This window comes from Streptomyces sp. SM18, from assembly GCF_002910775.2.
Lineage (GTDB): Bacteria > Actinomycetota > Actinomycetes > Streptomycetales > Streptomycetaceae > Streptomyces > Streptomyces halstedii.
Genome location: NZ_CP029342.1, coordinates 7,035,678 through 7,061,376, shown reverse-complemented (window position 1 = coordinate 7,061,376; position 25,699 = coordinate 7,035,678). Strand labels below are relative to the sequence as shown.

General features: G+C 73.5%; 24 protein-coding genes. 11 read left to right on the top strand and 13 right to left on the bottom strand.

The annotated features are described in order from the left end of the window. Window positions 1-49 precede the first annotated feature (49 nt). The 9 genes from B9S64_RS31365 to B9S64_RS31325 all read left to right on the top strand — a co-directional run bounded on the left by B9S64_RS31365 (window position 50) and on the right by B9S64_RS31325 (window position 10,917). Window positions 50-1,063: an SPFH domain-containing protein gene (locus B9S64_RS31365; RefSeq protein ID WP_103491709.1), complete on the top strand. Its 1,014-nt coding sequence runs from the start codon at window positions 50-52 to the stop codon at window positions 1,061-1,063. Next, window positions 1,060-1,959 (top strand): hypothetical protein, encoded by a 900-nt coding sequence (locus B9S64_RS31360; RefSeq protein ID WP_103491708.1) that lies wholly within the window; start codon window positions 1,060-1,062, stop codon window positions 1,957-1,959. Before B9S64_RS31365 ends, B9S64_RS31360 begins: the two co-directional genes overlap by 4 nt. Before the next feature lie 53 nt (window positions 1,960-2,012). After that, window positions 2,013-2,501: an NUDIX hydrolase gene (locus B9S64_RS31355; protein ID WP_103491707.1), complete on the top strand. Its 489-nt coding sequence runs from the start codon at window positions 2,013-2,015 to the stop codon at window positions 2,499-2,501. Window positions 2,502-2,609: 108 nt separating this feature from the next. Continuing rightward, window positions 2,610-3,104: an FBP domain-containing protein gene (locus B9S64_RS31350; RefSeq protein WP_103491706.1), complete on the top strand. Its 495-nt coding sequence runs from the start codon at window positions 2,610-2,612 to the stop codon at window positions 3,102-3,104. 667 nt (window positions 3,105-3,771) lie between these two features. Next, entirely contained in the window at window positions 3,772-4,569 is a 798-nt protein-coding gene (locus tag B9S64_RS31345; RefSeq protein ID WP_258037895.1) for a 2,3-dihydro-2,3-dihydroxybenzoate dehydrogenase, read from the top strand. A 74-nt stretch (window positions 4,570-4,643) separates the two neighbouring features. Continuing rightward, window positions 4,644-5,846: an isochorismate synthase gene (locus B9S64_RS31340; RefSeq protein ID WP_093677614.1), complete on the top strand. Its 1,203-nt coding sequence runs from the start codon at window positions 4,644-4,646 to the stop codon at window positions 5,844-5,846. Then, window positions 5,843-7,492, top strand: a complete 1,650-nt coding sequence (locus tag B9S64_RS31335; protein WP_103491704.1) for a (2,3-dihydroxybenzoyl)adenylate synthase — start codon at window positions 5,843-5,845, stop codon at window positions 7,490-7,492. The genes B9S64_RS31340 and B9S64_RS31335 overlap by 4 nt, the downstream gene beginning before the upstream one ends. A gap of 37 nt (window positions 7,493-7,529) precedes the next feature. Then, a complete protein-coding gene (locus tag B9S64_RS31330; protein WP_028440612.1) occupies window positions 7,530-8,162 on the top strand; it encodes an isochorismatase family protein in 633 nt (210 codons plus the stop codon). Between the two features lie 82 nt (window positions 8,163-8,244). Next, window positions 8,245-10,917, top strand: a complete 2,673-nt coding sequence (locus B9S64_RS31325; RefSeq protein WP_103491703.1) for an amino acid adenylation domain-containing protein — start codon at window positions 8,245-8,247, stop codon at window positions 10,915-10,917. A 67-nt stretch (window positions 10,918-10,984) separates the two neighbouring features. Here the strand turns inward: B9S64_RS31325 and B9S64_RS31320 are convergent, their stop codons facing one another. Further along, the gene (locus B9S64_RS31320) at window positions 10,985-11,635 is read right to left on the bottom strand and encodes an ABATE domain-containing protein (RefSeq protein ID WP_109492183.1); all 651 of its coding nucleotides are present in this window, start codon (window positions 11,633-11,635) and stop codon (window positions 10,985-10,987) included. Window positions 11,636-11,781: 146 nt separating this feature from the next. Here B9S64_RS31320 and B9S64_RS31315 point away from each other — a divergent pair, with 146 nt between their 5' ends. Beyond that, window positions 11,782-12,525, top strand: a complete 744-nt coding sequence (locus B9S64_RS31315; protein ID WP_028440614.1) for a metallophosphoesterase — start codon at window positions 11,782-11,784, stop codon at window positions 12,523-12,525. Window positions 12,526-12,634: 109 nt separating this feature from the next. Here B9S64_RS31315 and B9S64_RS31310 read toward each other — a convergent pair whose 3' ends face one another. From B9S64_RS31310 to B9S64_RS31290, 5 genes are all read right to left on the bottom strand, one after another. Further along, window positions 12,635-13,717 carry an Ldh family oxidoreductase gene (locus tag B9S64_RS31310; protein ID WP_103493750.1) on the bottom strand — a complete coding sequence of 361 codons (1,083 nt, stop codon included), beginning with the start codon at window positions 13,715-13,717 and terminating at the stop codon, window positions 12,635-12,637. Window positions 13,718-13,737: 20 nt separating this feature from the next. Further along, window positions 13,738-15,477 carry a thiamine pyrophosphate-dependent enzyme gene (locus tag B9S64_RS31305; RefSeq protein ID WP_103493749.1) on the bottom strand — a complete coding sequence of 580 codons (1,740 nt, stop codon included), beginning with the start codon at window positions 15,475-15,477 and terminating at the stop codon, window positions 13,738-13,740. Between the two features lie 13 nt (window positions 15,478-15,490). Beyond that, on the bottom strand, window positions 15,491-16,351 hold the full coding sequence (locus B9S64_RS31300) for an amidohydrolase (protein ID WP_103493748.1): 861 nt from the start codon (window positions 16,349-16,351) through the stop codon (window positions 15,491-15,493). 122 nt (window positions 16,352-16,473) lie between these two features. Continuing rightward, window positions 16,474-17,685, bottom strand: coding sequence for an L-2-hydroxyglutarate oxidase (lhgO, locus tag B9S64_RS31295; RefSeq protein ID WP_103493747.1), 1,212 nt, complete (start codon window positions 17,683-17,685; stop codon window positions 16,474-16,476). A gap of 33 nt (window positions 17,686-17,718) precedes the next feature. Then, window positions 17,719-19,167 carry an aldehyde dehydrogenase gene (locus B9S64_RS31290; RefSeq protein WP_258038068.1) on the bottom strand — a complete coding sequence of 483 codons (1,449 nt, stop codon included), beginning with the start codon at window positions 19,165-19,167 and terminating at the stop codon, window positions 17,719-17,721. A gap of 202 nt (window positions 19,168-19,369) precedes the next feature. On the opposite strand from B9S64_RS31290, the gene B9S64_RS31285 reads away from it, so the two are divergent. Next, entirely contained in the window at window positions 19,370-19,657 is a 288-nt protein-coding gene (locus B9S64_RS31285) for a putative quinol monooxygenase (protein WP_103493745.1), read from the top strand. A 55-nt stretch (window positions 19,658-19,712) separates the two neighbouring features. Here B9S64_RS31285 and B9S64_RS31280 read toward each other — a convergent pair whose 3' ends face one another. From B9S64_RS31280 to B9S64_RS31250, 7 genes are read right to left on the bottom strand one after another with little or no spacing between them, the layout of a single operon-like run. After that, window positions 19,713-20,762 carry a methionine synthase II (cobalamin-independent)-like protein gene (locus B9S64_RS31280; protein ID WP_103493744.1) on the bottom strand — a complete coding sequence of 350 codons (1,050 nt, stop codon included), beginning with the start codon at window positions 20,760-20,762 and terminating at the stop codon, window positions 19,713-19,715. Between the two features lie 3 nt (window positions 20,763-20,765). Then, window positions 20,766-21,257 carry a heme-binding protein gene (locus B9S64_RS31275; RefSeq protein ID WP_103493743.1) on the bottom strand — a complete coding sequence of 164 codons (492 nt, stop codon included), beginning with the start codon at window positions 21,255-21,257 and terminating at the stop codon, window positions 20,766-20,768. Then, window positions 21,254-22,045 carry an alpha/beta fold hydrolase gene (locus B9S64_RS31270; protein WP_103493742.1) on the bottom strand — a complete coding sequence of 264 codons (792 nt, stop codon included), beginning with the start codon at window positions 22,043-22,045 and terminating at the stop codon, window positions 21,254-21,256. The genes B9S64_RS31275 and B9S64_RS31270 overlap by 4 nt, the downstream gene beginning before the upstream one ends. Before the next feature lie 31 nt (window positions 22,046-22,076). Continuing rightward, entirely contained in the window at window positions 22,077-22,448 is a 372-nt protein-coding gene (locus B9S64_RS31265; RefSeq protein ID WP_103493741.1) for a VOC family protein, read from the bottom strand. Beyond that, window positions 22,445-23,266, bottom strand: a complete 822-nt coding sequence (locus B9S64_RS31260; RefSeq protein ID WP_103493740.1) for a fumarylacetoacetate hydrolase family protein — start codon at window positions 23,264-23,266, stop codon at window positions 22,445-22,447. Before B9S64_RS31260 ends, B9S64_RS31265 begins: the two co-directional genes overlap by 4 nt. A 6-nt stretch (window positions 23,267-23,272) precedes the next feature. Next, window positions 23,273-24,721: an NAD-dependent succinate-semialdehyde dehydrogenase gene (locus tag B9S64_RS31255; protein ID WP_103493739.1), complete on the bottom strand. Its 1,449-nt coding sequence runs from the start codon at window positions 24,719-24,721 to the stop codon at window positions 23,273-23,275. 37 nt (window positions 24,722-24,758) lie between these two features. After that, on the bottom strand, window positions 24,759-25,682 hold the full coding sequence (locus tag B9S64_RS31250; protein WP_103493738.1) for a VOC family protein: 924 nt from the start codon (window positions 25,680-25,682) through the stop codon (window positions 24,759-24,761). Window positions 25,683-25,699 lie beyond the last annotated feature (17 nt).

Sequence of the window (25,699 nt, the reverse complement as noted above, 5' to 3'; positions counted from 1 at the left end):
ACGGTCCACCGCTTATCGTCATAGCGACGAAAAAGAGGGGGTCCCCGACATGGCCGACATCACCCGGCGCTTCGGGCGGCGGCATCTGCGCTCCGCGCCCACCGCCCACATCCGCCACCACAAGCGCGGCAGGCTCACCCACGACGGTCCCGGGCTCAGCTTCTGGTACCGCTCGCTCTCCGCCGCCCTTTCCGAGGTCCCGGTGAACGACCGCGAGCTGGCCATGGCCTTCCACGCGCGGACGGCCGATTTCCAGGACGTCACCGTGCAGGCCACCGTCACCTACCGGATCAGCGACCCGGCCGAGGCGGCCGCTCGGATCGACTTCTCGATCGACCCGGACACCGGGGTCTGGCGGGGTGCCCCGCTGGAGCAGATCGCCACGCTCCTCACCGAGACGGCGCAGCAGCACACGCTGGACGTGCTGGCCCGCACTCCGCTCGCCGCCGCCCTGATGGACGGGGTCGCCGCGGTGCGGGAGAGCGTCGCCACCGGGCTGGCCGCCGAACCCCGGCTGCCCGCAACGGGTATCGACGTGGTGGCCGTCCGCGTCGTCGCGATCCGCCCCGAGGCCGAGGTGGAGCGCGCCCTGCGCACCCCGGCCCGGGAGCAGATCCAGCAGGAGGCGGACCGCGCCACCTACGAGCGCCGGGCCGTCGCGGTCGAGCGGGAGCGCGCGATCGCGGAGAACGAACTCGCCAGCCAGATCGAACTGGCCCGCCGCGAGGAGCGGTTGGTTGATCAGCGCGGCACCAACGCCCGCCGCGAGGCCGAGGAGAAGTCCGCCGCCGACGGGGTGCGGACCGAGGCGGAGGCCGCGCGCACGGTACGCCTGGCGCGTGCGGAGGCGGAGGCGGCCCGCGAGACGGGGGCGGCCCGCGCCGAGGCACAGGCGGCCTGGCTGCGGGTGCACGCCGAGGTGGACCCGGGCACGCTGCACGCCCTGGCGGCGACCCGGCTGGCGGACAACCTGCCCCGCATCGACAGCCTCACCCTGTCGCCCGACGTCCTGACGGGCCTGCTCGCCAAGCTCGGCGGACCCCGGCCCGAGGCGGGGGCGTGAGCCTGGCCCCACGCGCGGTCCTGGTCCACCGGACCACGGAGTACGAGGAGTTGCTGGCCCGGCACGGGACCCACGGGCAGGCGGAGTTCTTCCTCTCCAGCCGCGGCCGGTCCCTCGCGGAGGTGACCGAACGGCACCACCGCCACCGGCGGGCCCTGACCGACGTGGCCGCGGCGGTGCCGCTGCGCTGGCGGCGGACCCAGGTCGAGCGGGCGGACCTGGACCGCTTCCTCTTCGGGCCGGAGGACGTGGTCGTGGTGGTCGGCCAGGACGGGCTGGTCGCCAACGCCGCCAAGTACCTGGCCGGGCAGCCGGTGGTGGGCATCGACACCGACCCCGGCCGCAACCCCGGCGTCCTCGTACGCCACCGGGCCCGCGACACCGCCGCGCTCTGCCGGGCGGCCACCGCGCCGGACGGCCGGACGGAGTCGCTGACCATGGTGGAGGCCGTCGCCGACGACACCCAACGGCTGCTCGCCCTCAACGAGATCTGCCTCGCCCCGCCCGGCCACGGGACCGCCCGCTACCGCATCGGCGCCCCCGGAGAGCCCTCGGCCGGAGAGCCGCAGGCGTCCTCGGGCGTCCTGGTCGGGACCGGCACCGGCGCCACCGGCTGGCTGCGCTCCCTCTGGCTGGAACGCGGCAGCACCCTGCGTCTGCCCGCCCCGTCGGACCCCCGGCTGCTCTGGTTCGTACGGGAGGCGTGGCCGTCCCCCGCGACCGGCACCTCGCTGACGGCGGGCGCGCTCGGACGGCGCGAAACCCTGGCGCTCACCGTCGAATCGGACCGCATGGTCGTCTTCGGTGACGGGATGGAGTCCGACGCACTGGAACTGACCTGGGGCCAGAGCGTGCGGCTGGGGATATCGCGGACGGCGCTCCGGCTGGTCGTGTGAGGATGACCCTGCTTCGTACACCGCCTCACGACCAGCCGGGAGCAGAGCCGCAGATGACCACCGACGGCCAGGACACCGCCACCCGCAACACCCGCCCGCCGCTCGCCCAGGCCGCCTTCGGGGTGGGGGTGATCGTCCGGGACGGGCAGGGCCGGATCCTGCTCGGCAGGCACCGCGACGGCACCTGGGAGCTTCCCGGCGGCAAGATCGACCCGACGCACGAGTCGGTCGCGGCGGCCGCCGCCCGTGAGCTGCGCGAGGAGACCGGGGTGGACGTCCCGGAGAGCGCGGTGAGCGTCTTCGCGATGGTGCACGACGTCGTCGGCGGGATCAACCGCATCAGCATGGGGGCTCTGGTCACGGTGGAGTCGGCGGTCGCCGAGGTGACCGAGCCGCACCTCATGAGTACCTGGCGGTGGAGCGACGTCGAGGCGCTGCCCGGTGCCCTCTTCCACCCCTCCGCCCAGATCCTGGCCGCCTGGCGGCCGGACCTCGGGATCGCCCACCCGCCGGCCCACCACCTGCCCATCGCAGCCCCGTGACACCCGTACACCCGCACCTCTGCACCTCTGCACCTCGGCACCTCACGAGCGGACCTATAGACATTAAACATTTGCCTATAGGTTGTAGGCAGTTTTAGCCTCGGAGGCATGAGAGCCCTCAGCGAGCAGGACATCCGCACGTCGTTCGTCAATTGTTCCAAGGGCGAGGCGAAGCGCCTGCCCCTCCCCCGCGATCTGGAGGAGCGGCCCTGGGACCATCTGGACTTCCTGGGCTGGCGTGATCTCTCGGCCCCGGACCGCAGCTACATCGTCACGGAGCTGCGCGGTGAGCTGGTGGGGGTCACCCTCCGCTTCCCGTCGCAGCAGCGGGGCTTCCTGCACCGCAGCATGTGTTCGGTCTGCCTGACCACCCACCCGGGCAACGGGGTCTCACTGATGACCGCCCGCAAGCGCGGACAGGCGGGCCGGGACGGCAACTCGGTGGGCATCTACCTCTGCACCGACCTCGACTGCTCCCTCTACGTACGAGGCAAGAAGCTCCCCGCGTCCGGCCGGCGCCTCGAGGAGTCGCTGACCGTGGAGCAGCAGGCGGAGCGGACCAGGAACAAGCTGGCGGCCTTCCTGGACACCCTGGCCGACTGAGCCCCGGCCCCCGCACCACGCCCATCTGAGCCCCGGCCCGTCCGGGCCCCGGCCCCTGAGCCCCCACCGCCCGCGCCCCGGCAGACACCGGGCGAAGCCGTCACCGGAGCCGGCGCCGAGTGGTCCGGTTTCGGCCAATGGGTCGCGGGCGCTTCCCCACCTGCGGTCCGGCCACCCACGCCGCCGGCTCGATCCGGCCCGCCGTCACCGGCGTGAGCGTCCGCACATCCCTCCCGCCCTGAGGCCCGGTACGGCTCGACGCGGCGGGCCGCCTCCCCCGGAGCGCGGGAGGAGACCGAGAAGGAGGACCTGGCGGCCCGTGGCGGTCCACGGGCCGATCTCCCCTTCCAGCGGCGGACGTTCACCCTGGCGGGTTTCGGCTGTTCCCGTCCGACCCCCTTGCGCGACCTACATAAGGGTAGCCTAACCTAAACCCAACCGCCCGGTTCCGGTGGGTGCCAGGGCTTCGCCACGCCCTGAAACGGCGTCATGTGCGAAGCCCTCTTCAGACATGCATCGGAAGAGCTCACCGGAACAGAGACCGACACGCACACAGACGGAGATTCCAGGCCATGGCGCCCAGTTCGTTCCCTCCCTCCCGCCGCCGTACGCGTCCCCCGTCCGCCGTGTCCCCGCTCCCGCTCCGCCTTCACATGGCCGTGGTCAAGTGAGCGGCGGACAGGAACTCTCCGGGCGGCTGGCCCTCGTGACGGGCGCGGGCCGGGGCATCGGCGAAGCCGTGGTCCACGCGCTGGCCGGTCAGGGCGCCCGCGTCCTCGCCACCGATCTGGCCGTCGAGGGCGTCACCACCTCCCCCGCCGGGACGTACGACGGCCGGCTCACCGCCCGCACCCTCGACGTGACGGACGCCACGGCGGTCGAGGCACTCGTCGCGGAGACCGAGAACACCCTGGGCCCGCTCGACATCACGGTCAACGTGGCCGGGATACTGCGGAGTTCGCGTGTCGCGGAGCTGACCGACGAGGACTGGGCGGCCACCTTCGCCGTCAACACCGACGGGGTGTTCCACGTCTCGCGGGCCGTGTCGCGGCGGATGGCCGAGCGGGGCGGCGGCAGCATCGTCACCGTCGCCTCCAACGCCGCGGGCATCCCCCGGTCCGGCATGGCGGCGTACGCCGCGTCCAAGGCCGCGGCCGTCATGTTCACCAAGTGCCTGGGCCTGGAGGTGGCGTCCCGGGGAGTGCGGTGCAACACCGTCTCGCCGGGTTCGACCCTCACCGACATGCAGCGCGCCATGTGGTCCGCGGGCGGCGGCGACGAGGCGGCGGGGGCCCGCGGCGTCCTGGAAGGGGACCTCGCGGGCTTCCGGACGGGCATACCCCTCGGCCGCATCGCGGACCCCTCCGACATAGCGGACGCCGTCGCCTTCCTGGTGTCCGACCGCGCCCGGCACATCACCATGCACGACCTGTACGTGGACGGCGGCGCCACCCTGCGCGCCTGACGCGCCCGTTCCGTACCGCCGCCGTCCAGCCGCAGCCGTCCGGCCGCCGCCCGAGCCCACCACGGGAGACCACCATGTCCGCCTCTCCGAGTGTCCCCACCGATCATCCTCCGCACGCCTCCCCCGGCACGGCCACCGCCCTGCTGGACGCCTACCGGCCCGGCACGGACCGGTTTCTCGCCACGCCCCGGCACACCCTGCTCGGCAGCGGCACCGCGGCCGAGGTACCGCGCGACTCCCGCCCGGTGGCCGTGCGCGTGCGCGAGGTGCTCGACGCGCGGCGGCGGGCGGGCGACCCCGCGCCGCTCGTCATCGGCGCGCTGCCCTTCGCACCGGACGGCGCCCTCGCGCTGGCGGTCCCCCGGACCGTGCGCCGGGCGCCCGCCCTGCGCGAGGACCCGCTGATCGCGCTGCGCGCCCCGGAGGGCGGGCACACCGCCGACTGGCACCTGCGCGAGGTACCGGACCCCGGGCGGTACGGGGAGGCGGTGGCGGCGGCGATACGGCGCATGCGGGCCGGGGAGTTCGACAAGGTCGTGCTCGCCCGCACCCTGGAGCTGACCTCGCCGCGCCCGCTGGACCTCCCGGGGATGCTGAACCGGCTGGCCCGCCGCGATCCCGAGGGCTACACGTTCGCCCTGCCCAGCGGTCCGGGCCGCACCCTCGTCGGCGCCAGCCCCGAACTCCTCGTCGCCCGCCGGGGCGGAGGGCTCGTCGCCAACCCGCTGGCCGGATCCGCGCCCCGCAGCGCCGATCTGGCCGAGGACGTACGGCGGGCGGCGGCGCTGCTCGAATCCGCCAAGGACCTGCACGAGCACGCGGTCGTCGTCGACGCCGTACGGGAGGCGCTCGCACCGTTCTGCACGGGGCTGGACGCGCCCGAACGCCCCACGCTGGTACGCACCGCGGCGATGTGGCACCTCTCGACCACCCTCACCGGAACGCTCACCGACCCCGGGGCCACCTCCGCGCTGGACCTGGCGTCGGCGCTGCACCCGACACCCGCGGTCTGCGGCACCCCGACGGACACCGCCCGCGCGGTGATCGCCGAGTCGGAGCCCTTCGACCGGGGCGCCTACACCGGCATGCTCGGCTGGCAGGACGCCGACGGTGACGGCGAGTGGGTCGTGACGATCCGCTGTGCCGAGGCCGAGGGCAGGACCCTGAGGCTGTTCGCCGGGGCCGGCGTGGTGGCCCAGTCCTCGCCCGCCGCCGAGACGGCGGAGACCGGCGCCAAGTTCCGTACCTTCCTGAACGCTGTGGGAGCGACACTGTGACCAACGACCCCGGGGCCGACGCGCCCACCTGGCCCGCCGAGTTCGCCGAGCGCTACCGCGCGGCCGGCCACTGGCGCGGGGAGACCTTCGGCTCCGTGCTCGCCGAGCGCGCCGCCGCCCACCCGGACCGGATCGCGGTCGTGGACCCGGCGCCCGCGCGCCGGGTGTGGACCTACCAGGAGCTGGCGGAGCGCTCGGCCCGGCTGGCCGCCGGGTTCGCCGCGCGCGGCATCGCCAAGGGCGACCGGGTCGTCGTGCACCTGCCCAACGTCGGTGAGTTCGTCGAGGTGGTCTTCGCGCTCTTCCGTATCGGCGCCCTGCCCGTGTACGCGCTGCCCGCGCACCGGGAGACGGAGATCGCGTACTTCTGCTCCTTCACCGAGGCCGTCGCCTACGTGATACCCGACCGGCACGCAGGGTTCGACCACCGCGCCCTCGCCTCGAAGGTCAAGGCGGCCACGCCCACGCTGCGGCACGTGTTCGTCGCCGGGGACCCGGGCGAGCACACCGCGCTGTCCGACGTGCCGTGCGAGCCGGACCACCTGCCCGAGGGCCCGGCCCCGGACGACCTCGCCTTCCTCCAGCTGTCTGGCGGCACCACGGGCGTGCCCAAGCTCATCCCCCGGACGCACGACGACTACATCTACTCGCTGCGCGGCTCCGACGAGATCTGCGGAGTGGACGAGGACACCCGGTTCCTGGTCACCCTGCCGGCCGGGCACAACTTCCCGATGAGCTCGCCCGGCTGGCTGGGCACCCTGTACGCCGGTGGCACGGTGGTGCTCTGCCCCCGCCCCGATCCGGCGACCGCCTTCCCCCTCGTGGAGGCCGAGCGCGTCACCATGACGGGCATGGTGCCGCCGCTCGCCCTGCTCTGGACCGAGGCCGCCGCCGGGACCACGGCCGACCTCTCCAGCCTCGGCCTGGTCCTCGTCGGCGGTGCCAAGTACAGCGAGGCCGCGGCCCGCAGGCTGGAACCTGCCCTCGGCTGCCGGCTGATGCAGGTCTTCGGCATGGCCGAGGGGCTCGTCAACTACACGCGTCTGGACGACGACGAGGAGACCGTCGTCACCACACAGGGCCGCCCCATCTCACCGGACGACGAGATCCGCGTCGTGGACGACGAGGACGACGACGTCCCCGACGGCGACTTCGGGCATCTGCTGACCCGTGGCCCGTACACCATCCGCGGCTACTGGCGGGCCCCCGAGCACAACGCCCGCTCGTTCACCGCGGACGGCTTCTACCGCACCGGCGACATCGTGCGCCGTACCCCCACCGGGCACCTCGTCGTGGAGGGCCGGGCCAAGGACCAGATCAACCGGGGCGGCGAGAAGATCGCGCCCGAGGAGATCGAGAACATCATCCTCTCCCACCCGTCCGTGCACGACGTGTCCGTGGTGGGCGTCGCCGATCCGTACCTGGGCGAACGCTCCCTCGCCTACGTCATCCTGCGGGACGGCGCCGAACCGCTGAAGCCGCCCGCCGTCAAGCGGCTGGTCCGCGAGCGCGGTGTCGCCGCCTACAAGGTCCCCGACCTCGTCGAGTTCGTGGACGCCTTCCCGCAGACGGGGATCGGCAAGGTCAGCAAGAAGGGGCTGCGCACCGACGCGACCTCCGGCCGATCCGCGACGCCCCAGCACTGATCCCCGTCCCGCGCGGCACCGAAAGGCCCTCCCTCCCATGGCACTTCCCGCCATCGCTCCCTACGCCCTGCCGGCCCCGGCCGAACTGCCCGTGAACCGCGTCGACTGGGCCGTGGACCCGGCACGCGCCGTACTGCTCGTCCACGACCTCCAGAACCACTTCCTCAGCGCCTACCCGGCCGGTGAGCAGCCGCTGACCGGGATGCTCGACAACACCGCCCGCGCCGTCGAGCGGTGCCGCCGGGCCGGTGTCCCGGTGGTCTACTCGACGCAGAAGGGCGGTCAGACACCCGAGGAACGCGGGCTCCAGCTCGACTTCTGGGGCCCCGGAGCGGCGGACACGCCCGAGGCTCTGGCCGTTCCGGCGGTGGTCGCCCCCGAGGACGGCGACATCGTCCTGACCAAGTGGAAGTACAGCGCCTTCGTGCGCACCCGGCTGGCGGACGTCCTCGCCGAGTCGGGCCGCGACCAGCTGGTGGTCACGGGGGTCTACGCGCACATAGGCGTCCTGATGAGCGCCTGCGACGCCTGGATGCGGGACATCCAGGCGTTCGTCGTGGCCGACGCCGTGGCCGACTTCTCCCGCGAGGACCACGACATGGCCCTGCGGTACGCCGCCGGCCGCTGCGCCCGGGTGCTCACCACCGACGCGCTGCTGAAGGAGATCTGACCGCCATGGCGCCCAGCGACCTCACCGGTCCGGCCGGGCCGCCCGCCGCCCGGAGCGGGCCCGCACGTCCGGGAGCGGTCTCATGACGGCCCTGCTCACCGACCGCTCCGGCCGCTCCGGCCGCGGTCAGGTGACGCTTCCGCTGACCGCCGCCCAGGCGGGCGTGTGGCACGCCCAGAGCCTCGATCCGCTCAGCCCGGCGCAGAACACGGCCGAGTACCTGGAGATCGACGGCCCCCTCGACCCCGAGGTGTTCGCCGAGGCGCTGCGGCGCGTCACCGCCGAGACCGACGCGCTGCGGGTGCGCGTCGAGAGCGGCGAGGCGGGCCCCCGCCAGTATCTGTCCGCCGCCGTGGAGCCGGGGCCCATCGTCCGCGATCTGCGGGACGCGCCGCGTCCGGACCGGCGGGCCGAGGAGTGGATGCGCGCCGACCTGGCCGAGCCGTTCGACCTGGCGGCCGGCCCGCTGTTCCGCCACGCCCTGCTGCGCGTCGGCGAGGCCCGGTGGCTGTGGTACGTGCGCGTCCACCACCTGCTCATGGACGGGTTCGGCCACACCCTGCTGGCGCGGCGTACCGCCGAGGTCTACACGGCGCTCGCGCGCGGCGCGGTCCCCGGCCCCCGTACCTTCGGCTCCCTCGCCGACGTGGTGGCGGAGGACGCGGCCTACCGCTCCTCCGGCGCCTTCGAGGCGGACCGGGCCTACTGGAGCGAGACGTTCGGGGACCGGCCCGACGTACCGCGGCTGGCGGGTCGGGGTACGCCGGCGTCCCGGACGTTCCTGCGGCGCACCAGCCAGCTGGACGCGCCCGCCGCCCAGGGCCTACGGGAGCTCGCCGGCCGGTCCCGCGCCACCTGGCCGGACGTACTGATCGCCGCGCAGGCCCTGTACACCTCGCGGGCGACCGGACGCCGTGAGGTGGTGCTCGGGCTGCCCATGACGGGGCGTCCGGGTTCGGTCTCGCCGCGGGTGCCCGGCCTGGTGATGAACGTGCTGCCGCTGCGGCTGACCGTCCGTCCCGACCGGACCTTCGCCGAGCTGGTGGGACAGGTGGTGCGGGGCGTCCGCGAGGTCCGCCGCCACCAGCGCTACCGCTACGAGGACATCCGCCGTGACCTGCGGCTGCTCGGTGAGGGCCGGGGCCTGGTCGGTCCGCTCGTCAACGTCGTGCCCTTCGACTACGCACTGGACTTCGCGGGGGCCCCGGTCCGCGCCGGGAACCTGTCCACGGGCCCGGTCGAGGACCTGACGGTGAACATCTACGACCGGGGCGACGGCCGCGGTCTGCGCGTCGACCACGACGGCAACCCCGCCCTGTACGACGCGGCCGGGCTCGCCGCCCACCACGAGCGGTTCCTCGACCTGGTGGAGCGCCTGATCCACGCGGACCCGCATACCCCGACCGCGGCGCAGACCGTCGCGAGCCAGGCCGAACTCGCGCTGCTCACAAAGGAGTTCGACGCCACGGATCGCGCACTGCCGCCGACGACGCTGATCGGCCCGATCGAGGCGCGCGCCGCGCGCACCCCCGGCGCGACCGCCCTGATCCAGGGTCGGACCGCCCTCAGCTACGGGGAACTCAACACCCGGGCCAACCGGCTGGCACGCCATCTGCGGACCCTGGGCGCGCGGCCCGGTGCGGTGGTGGCGGTGGCGGTACCGCGCTCGGTGGACCTGGTCGTCTCCCTGCTCGCCGTGCTGAAGTCGGGGGCCGCTTTTCTGCCGCTGGACCCGGAGGACCCGGAACCGCGGCTCGCCACGCCGCTCGGGGACGCGGGACCGGTGTGCGCGATCACCGACCGGGCGGGGCGGCTGCCCGGGACCACCGGGACGCCGCTGGTGGTCCTGGCCGGTCTGGACGTCTCCGGCCATCTGTGGTCCGACCCGGCGCGCCCCCTGACCCCGGCCCATCCGGCGTACGTCGTCCGTACCTCCGGCTCCACGGGGCACCCCGAGTGGGTCGTCGTGTCGCACAGGGCGGTCGACAACCGGCTGCGCTGGATGCAGGACGCGTACGGCCTGACCGCCGAGGACCGGGTGCTCCAGAGGACCCCGACACCCTTCGACGCGTCCCTCTGGGAACTCTTCTGGCCGCTGCGCCAGGGGGCGGCGCTGGTCCTGGCGGATGCGGAGGCGCACGGGGACCCGGCCGGCCCGGCCCGGCTGATCCGCGAACAGGCCGTCACCACCTGCCACTTCACGCCCCCGACGCTCCCCACGTTCCTGGCGGAGACGGGCCCGGAGCCGTGCCCGGCCCTGCGTCAGGTGTTCTGCGGCGGTGAGGCGCCACCCCGCGAGACGGCCGCCGCCTTCCACCGGGCGCTGCCCGGAGTCGCGCTGCACCACCTCCACGGGCCCGCCGAGGCGGCCGTGGACGTGACGTACCACGCGTACGGGGCGGACGGCACCGGGCCGGTCCCCGACGGCCGCGCGGTGTGGAACACCCGGCTCTACGTGCTGGACGAGGCACTCCAGCTCTGCCCGCCGGGCGTACCCGGTGAGCTGTACGTGGCGGGCCACCGGCTGGCCGACGGATACCTGGGCCGTACGGGACCGACCGCCGAACGATTCGTCGCCGACCCGTTCGGGCCGCCGGGCGGCCGCATGTACCGCACCGGCGACCGCGCGCGCCGGACCGCCGACGGTGAGGTCGTCCGTGTCGGGCGCGCCGACGACCAGGACGGGTCAGAAGGCGGGCGGGGCGAACCCGGTCGGGCCGAGGCGGCGTCCGGGACCGGGGCGGGCGGGAGCTGAGCCCCGGCCCCTCGCCGGGGTGCCGGGGCCCGGCCCGGACCTCGCCGGTCCCGGACGTACCACGCCCTCAGCCCGGGGTGTCCGGCCCGGCGGCCCGCGCACCGGTCCCGGTCCCGGTGCCGTCGCCGGAGCCCGCGCGCCTGCGCCGGGAGTGGCGGGCCACCCGGGCCCGGTTGCCGCAGGAGGGCTTGCACCATTCCTGCCGTCCGTGGCTCCGGACGAAGTAGCGCACGCAGCGAGGGGCGCCGCAGGCCCGCAGCCGCTCGCGTCCGGGACCGGTGAGGAAGTCCACGGACGCGCGGGCCAGCGCCGCGAGGAGCCGGACCGCCGGGTCGTCCTCCGCCGAGGACCAGCCGGCCGTGGGAACCTCGCCGGGCGGCCAGGACAGCAGAGGGACGACGGGTTCCCGGGCGGCGTACGCGTTCAGCAGGGCCACCGCCCGACCGGGTGCCGCCGGGCCCGCCTCCGCCGGGCGGGAGGGCGGGGCACCGACCGTGTGCGCGAACAACGCCCTGACCGCGTCCCGCAGTTCGGCCAGCTGCCGGCGGAACGCTTCGTCGGCCACGACCGGCCCGGCCGGGACACGGCCGTCCAGGAGCTCCGCCCGGTCCTGGATCCAGCGGTCCGTCGCGTACGTGGTGGCCAGATCGTCGGCGACCCCGCCGCTCCCGTCGTGGCGGATCGTGTTCACCAGCTCCACGGCCGGCCAGCGCTCCACCCGGCACCCCCTTCCGCGACCCCTATGGCCGCGCCCTTGCCCACGTCGTGGCGCACACTCTAGGCTCCTAACGGTAAACAGGGAACTTACCGTTAGCGGCCGGAGCCGTCCCCGCGACGTCCTCCGAGCCCGGAGGGGGACGGAACATGACGCTGCTACTGGCTCAGATCAGCGACCTGCACCTGGACGGCGGTGAGCGGGCCACCCGCCGCGCCGCCCGGGTGATGGACTACCTACGGGCCCTGCCCCGGCCGGTGGACGCGGTCCTCGTCACCGGGGACATCGCCGACCACGGCGCGGAGGCGGAGTACGAGGAGGCGGCACGCCTGCTGGTCGCGCCCTTCCCGGTGCTGACCTGCCCGGGAAACCACGACGCGCGGCCCGCGTACCGCAAGGCCCTGCTCGGCGAACCGGCCGGGGCCGACGCCGTCAACCAGGTCCACCACATCGCCGGCACGGCCCTGCTGATGTGCGACTCGACCGTCCCCGGGCGCGACGAGGGCCGTCTCGACGACGCCACCCTGGCCTGGATCGACGCCACCCTCACCGGACTGCCGCGTGACACGCGGGCCCTGATCGCCTTCCACCAGCCGCCGGTCGCGGTGCACCACCCCCTGCCCGACTCGGCGATGCTCGAACAGCCGGAGGGGCTGGCCGCGCTGCTGGAGGCGCATCCGCGGGTCGTGGCGGTGCTGACCGGGCACGCCCACACGGCCGCCTCCTCGACCTTCGCGGGCCGCCCCCTCGTCGTGGCCCCGGCCGTCACCTGGACCCTGCGCATGCCGTGGGAGGGTGACGCCCCGGCCGACCGCGACCAGCCGCCCGGGATCGCCTTCCACGTCCTGGACGACACCGGGCGCCTGACGACGCATTACCGCGTCGTGCTCTGAGCCGGAGGCGGACGGCCCCGGCCCGCGCGGCGCGGAGCGGGGGCGGCTGCCGGTGCGCGGTGCACGACCCGGTCCGCACCGCCGGGTCGTGCACCGCGCACCGGGTCCGTCAGCCCGCGCCCCCGAGGGGGCGGGGCGGCTCGACGCCGAACTCCTCGGCCTTCGCCAGGAGTTCGCGCCACACCTTCGGGGCCACCGGCACCCCCGTACGACCACGCTCCGCCGACAGCGCGGCGGAGCGCTCACCCGGGTAGAACACCCCGGTGGCACCGTCCGCCGCCGGCAGGCCCTTGAGCGTGCCCAGGGTGGTGTCCACCGCCTCGGTGAACGCGCCGGGGTCCCCGAAGGCGGCCGGGTCCACCGCGATCAGCAGGGCGTTCTGGCGGTGCTCGCGCCCCCGCGGGTCGTCCGAGTGGAACGACGAGAAGATGGGCGCCCCGACCAGCACGCTGGTGAGCAGCTCGAAGGCGAGCGACATCCCCGAGCCCTTGACGCCGCCGAGCGGCAGCGGCATGACGGCCTGGTCCGGGTCGGTCGTCGGCGTACCGTCCGCGGTGGCCGCGGCCCCCTCCGGCAAGGGGGTGCCGTTCGCCTTCGCCTGGCGGATCCTGCCCAGCGCGATGGTGGCGGTCGCCATGTCCAGGAGCAGGGGGGCGCGGCTGTCGGCGGGGACCGCGACGGCCAGCGGGCTGGTCGCCACGGCCGCGCCCTTCACCCCGGTGTAGCCCATGTTGGGCATACCGGAGACGAAGCCGAGGCCGATCAGGCCTTGTTCGGCGATCCGGGACACGTAGTAGCCGATGGCGCCGGTGTGGACGGTGCGGCGCACACCGACCGTGGCGATGCCGTAGGTCCTGGCCCGGTCCACCGCTTCACGGGCCGCGCGGGTCAGAGCCACCGGGCCGGGAGCCCGGTCGGCGTCGAGCACGGCGGCCGCCGGTGTGGTGGACTCGACGGTGATCCGGGGCCGGGCGTTCGCCACGCCCTTGGCCAGCAGCTCCAGGTAGGCGGGGACGCGGGCGGTGCCGTGCGAGTCGACCCCGCGCCGGGCGGCCCAGACGAACACGTCCGCCGTGGTGCGGGCGTCCTCGGGGGTCAGGCCGCCCTTTTCGAGGAGTGCGGCGGCGAAGGCCGTCAGGTCCTCGGCGGCGACCAGGGTCTTGCCCGGCTTGGGGGCAGGGGTGTCGGTCATGGTGGGCTGGTGTCTCCTGTTCAGCGGGTGACGAGGACGTCGACGACGGCGGTGGTGCCGTCCGCCACCGCCTTGAGCGCGCGCTCCAGGGCCGGGGCGAGCGCGTCGGGCGTGTCGACGGTCTCGGTGTGCATCCCGAACGGCTCCGCGAAGGCCGCGAGCCGGGGCAGCCGGCGCAGGTCGGTGCCGAGCCATTCGCCGGTCCCGGCGGCCGCCCCGTCGGGGTAGAACCTGCGGTGGTTCAGGTTCATCGACTTGTAGACGCGGTTGTTGAAGACCACGATCAGCACGGGCAGGTCGTACGTCCTGGCGGCGTCGTACGACGGGATCACCGGGTTGTAGGTGAAGGCCCCGTCGCCGACGGTGAAGACCACCGGGCGGTCGGGCGCGGCGAGTTTGGCGCCGAGCGCGACCGCGATGCCCTGCCCGAGCCCGCCCTGCACGTAGAAGTACGAGTCGGGGCGGGAGGTCTTCAGGTGGCGCTTGACGACCCGGCTGTGTGTGATGGTCTCGTCGACGACGAGCGCGTCCGTGCCGTCGAGCAGCCGCCGCAGGGTCGCGGCGACCAGGACCGGGTCGGTCCCCCCGGCTCCCTCGGGCCGGTCCGTCCGGGACCCGGCCTCTTCCGCCCCGGTCTCCGCCAGGGCGATGGCGTTCCGCTCGGCGGCGTACCGCTCCTCCTGGGCGCTCCGGCGCCGGGCCACGGCCGCCGGGTCGAGGTCCTTGGCCCGCTTGGCGAGTTGGCGAAGGGAGTTGGCGACACCGCCTTCCAGGTACCGGTCCGCGAACAGCACCTGGTAGACGATGTGCGGTCGCTGCGGCACCTCGTCGATGACCACGATCGTCGCCTTGGCGGGGCGGCGGCTCGGCGGGTAGAAGGGGACGCGGCAGTTGACCAGGAGGATCAGGTCCGCCTCGTCCATCCACGGACCGATGTCGCTGCCGGCGTGCAGCGGATGGGTACGCGGGAAGTTGCCGCAGACCGCGGAGTCGGGTTCGACGACCGGGATGTCCCATGCCTCGGCGAAGGCGACGAGTGCCTCGAAGCCCCCGGCCTCGCGGCCGGCCGTCTCGGTGACGATCACCGGGTTCTCGGCCTCACGGAGCAACTGGGCGACCTGATCGGCCTCTTCGGGCGAACTGTGTGTGGAGCCGGGAGCCACGACCGGCTTGGCCTCCCGGCCGTCCCAGTCCTCCAGGAGGATCTCCAGGGGGACGTTGAGGTAGGCGGGGCCCGCCGGTGCCCTCCAGGCCAGCTCCGCGGACCTGGTGATCATGGTGGGCAGGGTGTGGACGCTGGCCGCCTCGTTGGACCACTTGGTGAACGGACGGGCGACGCCGTGCGGGCCGCCCACCACGGAGAGGTTGCGGTACCACTGGCCGCCCGGGTCCTGGCCGGGGCCGTCGCCGTAGGTGCTGGACTCCGAGGAGGCGACCACCATGGGGACGCCGGCGAGCAGCGCCCCGTGGACGGCCATCGAGCCCTGGAGCAGTCCGGGCGCCGCGTGCAGGAGGACCCCCTGCGGGCGGCGGGTGACCAGGCCGTAGCCGGTGGCCATGCCGACCGCGACGGTCTCGTGGGTGAGGTCGAGGTAGGCGGGGGCCGGGTCGCCGTCGCGGTGGCGCCTGGCCAGGGACTCCCACACCGGGGCCCATTCGGACCCCGAGGAGCAGAAGAGGTAGTCGGCGCCGACGGCGGTGAAGGCGGAGACGAAGGCTTCCCCGCCGTCGGCGCCCGGTGTGTTCGCGCTGTCCTTCATCTCAGGTGTGTCCTCAGCCCTCGACCGGCCAGTCCAGGACCTCGCTGATGCCGCGGCCCATCATCCACTCCAGCTCCTCGGGGCTGAAGTCCCAGTGCTTGGTGAACTGCTCGATGGTGTCGGTGTAGGTGATGCCGTGGCCGAGCAGGCGGGTGATGTCCGTGCCGTAGAAGCAGCGCCGCGGGCCCATCCTGTCGACCATCTCGCGGACGTACTTCTCGATGTTCTTGTTCGGGAAGGCTTCCGTGGAGTATCCCGGCAGGGCCGAGAGCTTGACGTAGATGTTGGGGTGCTCGGCGAGGTCGGCGGTCTCGGAGACCCAGTAGCCGATGGCGTCGTCCACGCAGCGGGCCATGATGCCCATGTGGTCGATGACGATCTTCAGTTCGGGGTGCCGGGCCGCGATCTGGCCGAGCTCCTTCTTCCAGATCGGCGCGTGGACCATGGTCGGGACGCGCAGTTCCTCGGCGACCGGCCAGTACCAGTCGTTGGTGCCGTCGATCATCCAGTTGCGGTCCTGCGGCCGGTGGAAGGTGAGGCGCGTGCCCTTGATGTGCGGGTTCTGCGCGAAGTCCTTCAGCAGGGCGGTTCCCTCGGCCTCGTTGTCCTGGGGGACGCGGGCCATGATGCCGAAGCGGTCGGGGTGGGCCTCGCACGCCTCCAGGGCGTAGTCGATGCGGTTGCCCTCCCACGAGGGCGGAAGGATCAGCGCCCGGTTGACTCCGGCCTCGTCCATCAGCTCCAGGGCCTCCTCGTAGGAGAAGGCCTCCTCGCGGTGGCCGTTGAGCCGGATGCGCTCACGGGCTCCGGGGACCCAGGGGCGCTCCGGGGTCTCTTCCTTCCAGATGTGAATCTGGGTGTCGACCACGAACATGGTGAGCCTCTTTCGTTTCGAGGGGTGGGGTGGTGTGCGTCAGACGTTAGGGCGGGGAGTGGGTGTCCGCGCAGATCCGGGCGTGCAAGCAGTTGTTGCGCGATCAGCCGGGTCGGGCGGGCTCAGGCCGGGTCGCCGGCGTTCGCGAACACGGCCTCGCGGATGTGCTCGGCGATGGCCATGGAGGCGGTGGCGGCCGGTGAGGGGGCGTTGCGTACGGCGGTGACCCGGCCGACCCGGTGGATGCGGAAGTCGTCCACCAGCGAGCCGTCGGGGTCGAGCGCCTGGGCCCGTACCCCGGCGCCGCCGCGGACCACGTCGTCGGTGCCCACCCCGGGCACGTAGTCGCCGGCCCTGCTCATGAAGGCGGCGACGGACAGGGAGCCGCGGTACTCCCTGATGCCGGTCCGCCAGTGCTGGGCGGCCATCTTCCACACGCCCGGGTAGGCGGCGAGCCGGGCGAGGTCCCGCACGGACACGTCGGACAGTTTGTAGCCCTCCTTGGCGAGGGCGAGGACGGCGTTCGGGCCGACCTCCACCGAGCCGTCGACCCGGGGGGTGAAGTGCACCCCGAGGAAGGGGTAGCGGGGGTCGGGCACGGGGTAGACCAGTCCCCTCACCAGGTCGGTGCGGTCCGGTCTGAGCAGCATGTACTCCCCCCGGAACGGGACGATCCGCGGGTCCCCGCGGTCCCGGGCCAGCCTGGCGACGGAGTCGGACTGGAGCCCCGCGCACAGGATCAGCCGGTCGACGCGGACGCGTTCCTCGCCGGAGCCCACCTCGATCCCGCCGGGTACGTCGGTGAGGGACGACACCGGGAACCCGAGCCGCACCTCGCCGCCGTGGGCCACGATGTCCTCGGCGAACCGCCGGGCGACGGCGGGGTAGTCGGTGATGGCGGTGCGGGGCGAGTGGAGCGCCGCGATACCGCCGGCGTTGGGCTCGATCTCCCTGATCTCGTCCTTGGAGATCCTGCGCAGATCGGGCACGTGGTTGCTCCTGGCCCGCTGGTAGAGGTCCTCCATGCGGCCGAGCTCGTCCTCGCGGACGGCCACGACCAGTTTGCCGATCTCCTGGTACGGCAGCCGCCGCTCCTGGCAGTAGGCGCGCAGCAGGGACACACCCCGTACGCACAGCTCGGCCTTGAGGCTGCCGGGCGCGTAGTAGATCCCGGCGTGCACCACGCCCGAGTTGTGTCCGGTCTGGTGGACGGCGACCCGCTGTTCCTTCTCGAACACCACGACCCGGGTGCCGGGGCGGCGCAGCGCGATCTCCCGGCCGGTGGCCAGACCCACGATGCCGGCGCCGACGATGCCGATCGTCTCGTCAGCCATCGGCGTCCTCCTCTCTGTCTGGGTGACCCGCCGTCAGGAGCCGAAGTGGAAGGCGACGGTCTTGACGCGGGTGTAGAAGCGCAGGGCTTCGGTGCCCTGCTCCTTGAAGGCGGAGCCGGAGTCGCGGAAGCCGCCGAAGGGGTGGTGCACGTCCCAGCCCGAGGTCGTGGTGTTGACCGCGATCTGTCCGCAGTCGGCCTCGTCCGCGAAGCGGTGGGCGGCGCGCAGGTCGCGGGTGAACACGGCGGCGGCGAGCCCGAAGGCGGAGTCGTTGACCTCGTCGAGGGCTTCGTCGAGGCCGTCCACGGCGCGCAGGACGAGGACGGGTCCGAAGACCTCCTCACGCCAGACGGCCATCTGCCGTGTGACGTCCCCGAGGACGGTGGGGCTGACGTAGCAGCCGTGGGCGTGCGCCTCGTCGGCCGGGGTGCCGCCGCCCGCCAGGACGGTGGCCCCCTCCTGTACCGCGCGTTCGATGTCGGCGAGGACTCCGGCGCGCTGTCCGGGGCTGACGAGCGGGCCGACGACCGCGGTCCCGGAGGCGCCGGGGCCCGTCCGCAGCGCGGAGACCGCCTCCAGCAGCAGGCCGGTGAACTCCTCGTACACGGAGCGCTCGACCAGGACGCGGCTGGTGGCGGTGCACCGCTGGCCGGCCTGTCCGAACGCGGAGGTCATCAGTGCCGTGACGGCGGCCGGCAGGTCGGCGTCGGCGAGGACGACCGTGGCGTTCTTGCCGCCCAGCTCGCCCTGGAAGCGGACGGAGCGGTCGGCGAGCGCGGCGCGCAGCGACTCGCCGACGGCGTTGCTGCCGGTGAAGGTGACCGCGGCCAGGCGCGGGTCGTCGAGCAGCGGGGCGGAGATCTCGCGGCCCCGGCCGGTGACCACGCCCAGCACCCCGGCCGGCAGGCCCGCGTCGTGCAGGGCGCGGGCCAGGTGGAGTCCGGACACCGGGGTCTCGGAGGCGGGTTTGAGGACGACGGCGTTGCCGGCGGCCAGGGCGGGGGCCAGCTTGCGGGCCGGCGTCAGCAGAGGGTCGTTCCAGGGGGTGATGGCCAGGACGATGCCGAGCGGCACGCTCTGGAAGCTCGTACGGGTGTCCGGGCGGGCGTCGTGCAGGAGCGTGCCGTAGCCGCCGCGGGCGAGGCCCGCGTAGTACTCGAAGAAGTCGGCGGCCTTCTGGGCCTCTCCCCCGGCCTCGGCGAGGTTCTTCCCGTTCTCGGTGACCACGTCCGCGGCGATGGTGGCGGCCCGTTCGCGGAGCAGTCTCGCCGTCTCGTGGAAGACCCGGGCCCGTTCGAAGGGGCTGGTGCGCCGCCAGACGTCGAACCCCTTCTCGGCCTCGTCGTACGCGCGGGTCACCTCCCGGGCGGTCAGCGCAGGGACCCGGACGACGGGGGCGCGGGTGTCGGACGGGTCGTGGACCGGCAGCCACGCGTCGGCCGTCACCCACTGTCCGCCGAGAAGGGTTTCCATGGTGCGCATCTGGATCATTGCTCCCGTTCGACCGCGGCGAGCGCGGTGTGTCAGAGGGGACGGTGTGGTCGTCACGACCACACAGGAAGTCGCCGGAGGTGACCAGGCCCGCGGCGGCAGACATTGCTTGCGCGTCACGCACGGCCCCGGGCGCGTGAACCGTGCTGGAATCGGCACCGCCCGAAGCCCTGTGCGAACGAGGAGAAGACCCATGGCATTCGCCGTCATAGCCCACTACCGCTGCGCCCCCGCCGACGAGGACGCCGTGCGCGCCGCGCTGCTGAAGATGCGTGAGCACACGCTCGCCGAGCCGGGGAACCTCGGCTACGAGGTGCACGCGGACGTGGAGGGTCCGGGTGCCTTCGTGCTGTACGAGCGGTACGCGGACCGGTCCGGCTTCGACGCCCACGCGGCGGCCGGCTACTTCGACGAGCTGATCGTCAGGACGGTGCGGCCGCTGCTGACCGACCGGACGGTCACCTTCGCCGACGTCCTGTAGGCCGGGGGCCGGGGCCGTGGGGCGCGGGCGCCCGCCGGCCCCCGGCCCCGGCCGGTCAGAACTCGTTGCCCCAGCAGTAGCGGGCCAGGGTCTCGACCTGGACCAGCTTGCGGTTCTGGTCCACGGTGGACAGCAGCGGCCGGCCGGCGACGTCCTCGAAGCCCCGGGACGGGCACAGCGCCATGTCCTCCAGGTCCTTGATCCCGGCGGCGGCGTCGATGCGGACCATGACCGCGTCGATCTCCTCGGTCTCCGGGACGGTCGCGTCGACCGCGCCCAGGCATGCGTCCCGGTCCTCGGGCAGCGCCCGGAGCAGGTCGAGTTCGGCGGCGGTGCCCTGGTCGAACGGCAGCACCCAGCGGTCGGCCGGGACACCGGCGTACATCCGCTCGGCCCTGGCCCGGTCCACCGAGGCGGGCGCGGCGAAGCCGGGGCTGACTCCGATCCGTACGCCTTCGGGGTGCTCCTCCGGTGGCAGGGCGAGCGCCTCCACGGCCAGGGCGTCCTCGAAGGAGAGCGCGCCGGCGTCACCGGGTTCGGTGGCGGTGTGGGCGAGCAGGAGCGGGTTGGTCAGCTGGACGAGGCGCACGCCCCGGGCGACGAGCAGCCGGATCTCCGCCTGGACGATCTCCGCCAGGGCCTCACCGAGCTCCCGGGCCGACGCAGGGCCGCCGGAGCCGGCCAGGGACGGGTCGAAGCAGGTGGCGGCGAGGTAGGCGGGCGACGGCAGGGTCACCTTGGGCGCGATCAGGGTGAGTTCGCCGAGCAGGGCGGCCCAGTCGGCGAGCAGCGGGCCGTCCGCCTCGGGCAGGGACTCGGCCACCCAGCCGGCCAGACCGCCGGTCACCTCGCCGGTGCGGCGGAAGCCGGAGACGCCGTCGAGGACGGCGCCGCGGAAGTCCTCGCGGGGGACGTCGCCGTCGGTGACGACCGTGGAACGCAGCTTGCGCTGGAAGGCCACGGCCTCCGTGACGGCGGCGCGTTCGGCCTCGCGCAGCGGCCCGGTGTCCCCGTCCCGGGCGGCACGCTCGCGGGCGGCGAGCAGGGCGGCGGGGCGGACGAGGCTGCCGTGGTGATCGATGCGGTAGTTGAACGTGTCGGCCATGGTTCAGGCTTCCTTTCCGGCGGGGCTGCCCAGGGCTCCGGCGGGGCTGCCCGGGACGCCCCAGGCGGCGAACTCCAGTTCGTAGCCGAGGGAGGCGAGGACGTCGTCGGCGATCTGCTGGTCCTCGTCGGCGGTGCCTCCGGCGATGCCCAGTCCGCCGATGACCTCGCCGTCCTTCTTGATCGTGACGCTGCCCTCGGTGGCGAGGATGGGCAGGGCCGCACCGGGCAGCTGGGAGAGCTGGGAGAAGAAGACGGGCTGGCTCTCCTGCCACTTCTTCAGCATCCGGCCGGGGCGCTGCATGATCGCGGCGGTGTACGCCTTGGCGCGGGCGATGTCCGGGGTGAGCGGGCGGGCGCCGTCCGCCCGGCGGATGGCGACGGGGAAGCCGCCGGCGTCCACGACCGCGGCGCTCACGGCCTTGCCGAGCGCCTGGGCGCGCCGGTGCGCGGCGTCGATGATCTCTTCGGCGGCGTCGAGGGTGAGGGTGCTCATACGGCTTCCTTCGGGGCGGTGAGGGTGCGGCGCAGGCGGGCGACGGCCGCGTTGTACTTCTGGGGTGTCTCCCAGTACATCGAGTGCGGGGCGCCGGGGACGATCTCCAGATGGGAGCCGTCCACCAGTTCGTGGGCGCGGGTGACGGTCTTCACACCGAGCACCGCGTCCCGTTCACCGGCCAGGAAGGCGACCCTGACGCCGGATTCCCGGATCTCGTCCAGTCCGGGGCCGTCGGTGTCGAGGTTGCGCAGGTCCTGCATGGTGGCGGTGTTGAACGTGCCCATCTGCCGGAAGAGGAAGGTGAGGTCGGCCCGTTCCCGCTGGAACTCCTTGGTGAGCAGCCGGTCGATGACGGGGAGCTTGACGGCCTCGGCGCGGTCGGCCGCGGCCAGCTCCCTGAGTTCGGGGTGGCTGATGCTGCCGAGGGAGTGGCCGAGGACGACCGAGCTGACGCGGCCGGGGCGCTCCAGGCCGGCCCGGAGCGCGGCGATCGAGCCGATGGACTGGCCGACCACCATGGCGTCGGTCAGATCCTCCTGGTCGAGTACGGCGACGACGTCACGGTGGAAGGCCTGGCCGTCGAACTCGGTCCGGGGCGCGGACAGCCGGGTGGCGCCGAAGCCTCGCAGGTCGAGGGTGACGACGGTGAACGCGTCGCGCAGCGCGGCCACCTGCTGCCACCAGATGGCGTGGTGGCCTCCCGAGCCGTGCACGAACACGATCGTGGGGCCGTCGCCGTGGCGTTCGTAGTAGAGGGAGGCTCCGTCGGAGTCGACGTAGGGCATGGGGACTCTTCTCCTTGGCGGACGCTGCGGCTCAGTTGGGGCGCTTGCCGTGGAAGACCAGCTCGATCATGGTGTGGTCGGGGTCGTGGATGTAGCAGAACTTGGAGTGGTTCTCGGGGCGTTCGATCGGCCGTGTGTGGCGGATGCCCAGGTCCTTGAGGTGCCCCAGGAAGTCGTCCCAGTCGTCGACCTCGACGGCGAAGTGGTAGGGCGCCATCCGGTCCATCTCCTCGACCGGGGTGAAGTGCAGGTCGAAGTTGCCCCGGGTCATCAGCACGACCCGGGTGTTGGACTTGGGCTGGATCCTCTTCATCCCGAAGACCTTGGTGTACCAGGCGGCGGTCCGGTCGGGGTCGGTGGTGGGGAAGTTGACGTGGTGGATGTAGCGGGGTTCCTTGCTCACGGCTGCTGCCGCCTTTCGGGTGGGGTGGCCGGGGGCCGGGCGGTCTCCGCCCGGACGTGGTTGGACAGGACGCCGATGCCGCTGATCTCGACGTCGACGGTGTCGCCCGGTTCGATCCGGCAGGTGGACTCGGCGCCCATCCACAGGACGTCGCCGGGGTGCACGGTGATGTACTTGGTGATCTCCACGAGGTGGTCGAAGGGGTCGAAGACCATGTCGCCGGTCGGGAACAGGGCGCGGACCTCGCCGTTGACCCGCAGGGTGGTCGTCTGCGCCAGGGCGTCGACGTCGGTCTCGATCCAGGGGCCCATCGGCTTGAAGGTGTCGCTGTTCTTGCTGCGCCAGAACGTGCGGTCCTCGTGCTGCCAGGCGCGGGCGCTGACGTCGTTGCCGATGGTCCAGCCGAAGACGGCGTCGCGGGCCTCCTGGCGGGTGGCGTACCGCAGGGTCCGGCCGATGACCGCCACCAATTCGGGTTCGGCCTCGAAGCGGCCGCGGAGCCCGTCCGGCTTCACGATCGCGGTGCGGTGGCCGGTGAGCGCGTTGTTGGCCCGGTAGCCGGCCTCCGGGCGTTCGGGGACGACACCGGCCTTGTCGCCCAGCAGGCGGGCGTGCTCGATGTGGCGCGGGTAGTTCATGCCGACGGCGTAGAAGACGGGCGGTACGACGGGGGGCAGCCAGCGCGCCTCGTCCAGCGGGACCGTGCCGATGACCGTGGGATCGCCCTCCAGGGGCGACCCGGACAGCAGGAGCACGGCGTCGTCCTCGACGCGGCCCCACACCGCCCGGCCGCCCAGACAGACCCGGGTGTATCGCATGGCGCCTCAGTCCGTCAGCAGGTGGGAGACGCGCTTGGTGACCAGGTAGGCGTCCAGCCCCTCCGGTCCGCCCTCACGCCCGTAGCCGCTGGCCTTGACGCCCCCGGAGGGCGCCTCGTGCACGGATCCGCCGCAGTGGTTGAGGGAGAGGATGCCGGCCTCGAACCCGCGGGTCAGGCGCTCGGCGGTGGCTGCGGAGCGGGTGAAGCCGTACGCGGCGAGCCCGTACGGCAGGGCGTTGGCCGTGCGCAGGGCGTCGTCGAGGTCGGTGAACGGGACGACGGGCGCGAGCGGTCCGAAGGGCTCGTCGGTCATCAGCGCGGCGTCGCCGGGTACGTCGGTGAGCACCGTGGGGGCGAAGAAGTAGCCCGCGCCCGGGAGGCGTCCGCCGCCGGTGAGCACCTTCGCGCCCCGGGACACGGCGTCGGCGACCAGGGCTTCCATGGCTGTCAGCCGGCGTTCGTTGGCGAGCGGGCCCATGGTGACGCCCTCGTCGAGGCCGTCGCCGACGACGACGGCCTCGGCGGCCCGGACGAACTCCTCCGTGAACTCCGCGAGGAGGCTCTCGTGGACCAGGAAGCGGCTCGGCGAGGTGCAGACCTGTCCGGCGTTGGCGAACTTCGCCGCGGCGGCGCGGCGGGCGGCGGCCACCGGGTCGGCGTCCTCGCAGACGATGACCGGGGCGTGTCCGCCCAGTTCCATGAGGGACGGCTTCATCTCGGCGCCGGCCGCGGCCGCCAGCAGCTTGCCCACGGGCACGGAGCCGGTGAAGGCGATCAGCCGGGTCGCCGGGTGGGCGATCAGATGGGCGGAGACCTCGGACGGCTCGCCGAACACCAGGTTGAGGACGCCCGGGGGCACCCCGGCGTCCTCGAAGCAGCGGACCAGCCGTACGGCGGTGCCGGGGGTCTCCTCGGACGCCTTGACGACCACGGAGCAGCCGGCCGAGAGCGCCGCGGCGATCTTCCGCATCGGTGAGCCCGCGGGGAAGTTCCAGGGGGTGAAGGCGGCCACGGGCCCGATGGGGACGCGGCGTACGGAGAGCAGGGTGCCGGGCTCGGAGGGGATGACCCGTCCGTAGGCACGGCGGGCGTCGTCGGCGTCCCAGCGCAGTGCCCCGGCGACGCGCCGGGCCTCCCCGGTCGCCTCGCGCAGCGGCTTGCCCTGCTCCAGGGTCATGGTCCGCCCGACCTCGTCGGCCCGGGAGACCAGCAGGTCGGCGGCCTTGTGGAGGATCGCGGTGCGCTCGGCGACCGGGGTGTCGCGCCAGACCGCGAATCCGGCGGCGGCCGCCTCGGCGGCGCGGTCGAGGTCGGCGGTGGTGGCGAGCGGGACGTGTCCGATCACCTCCGCGGTGGCGGGGTTCACGACCGGCGCGGTGCGCCCGGTCCCGCCCTCGCACCACTCGCCCGCTATGTACATGCGGACGGAGGGGTATTCCTGATGGCTCGTCATGGGTGCGTGTGGCCTCTCACGCTCGGCGGTCGGGGGGTCAGGAGGCGGGGTTCCCGGGTGTGTCACGGGAGCCGCGCAGGGTCCAGATGTGGTGCGGAGGTGTGGTCGCGTGGACGCGGGTCTCGTAGGAGTCGTCGACCCGGTCCATGTCGGCCGCGTATTCGACGCGGCCGCCGCACGGGGCGTGGATGAACCGGAAGACGTTGGAGCCGATGGTGTGCCGGCCGAGTCTGCGGGCCTCCGTCCACCCCTGGGCGATCATGTGGTTGCCGCCCTCGACGACGTCGTCGAAGCCGGGGACCTCGTAGGAGACGTGGTTGACGCCCGCGCGGTCGGGGCGGTGGCACAGCAGGAAGTTGTGCTGGTCGTCGTCGCCCTCGCACTGCATGAAGGTGCCCATCGGTTCGACGATGTCGGTCGGCCGGAAGCCGAGGCGTTCGGTGTAGAACGCGACGGCCCGCTCCCGGCCCGCCTTGGGGATGTTCAGGGCGACGTGGCACATCCGCAGCGGGCGGACCCGGCCGACGGGGCCGAGCGGCTCGTTCCAGCGGCGCACGCTGCCCGAGACGTTGGGCCGGCGCACCTCGGGGGCGGGAAGTTCTCGCGGCCGGGCGAGCGCCAGGCCGAGCCCGAACCCCGTCTCGTCCACCGTGTGGTGGGTGCCGTCCGGGGTGGTGGTGACGGCGCGGTCCACGGCGACGGCGGCCACCAGCGCGTCCAGTTCCTCCGCGGTGTCGACGCCCCAGACGACCTCCCGCAGGGTGGGCAGGGCCTCCAGCGGCTCGGGCAGCGACGGGTCGGGGACGGTGTCGAGGTGCAGGGTCTGCCCCGCGAGCGTCCGGAACGAGGCGCGTTCGCCGGTACGCTCCACGAGCGCGAGTCCGAAGTCCTCGAAGAAACGCACGCACACGTCGAGTGCGTCGACACCGTAGGTCACCGATTCGATTCTCTGGATTCCCATGAACTCCTCATTTCGCG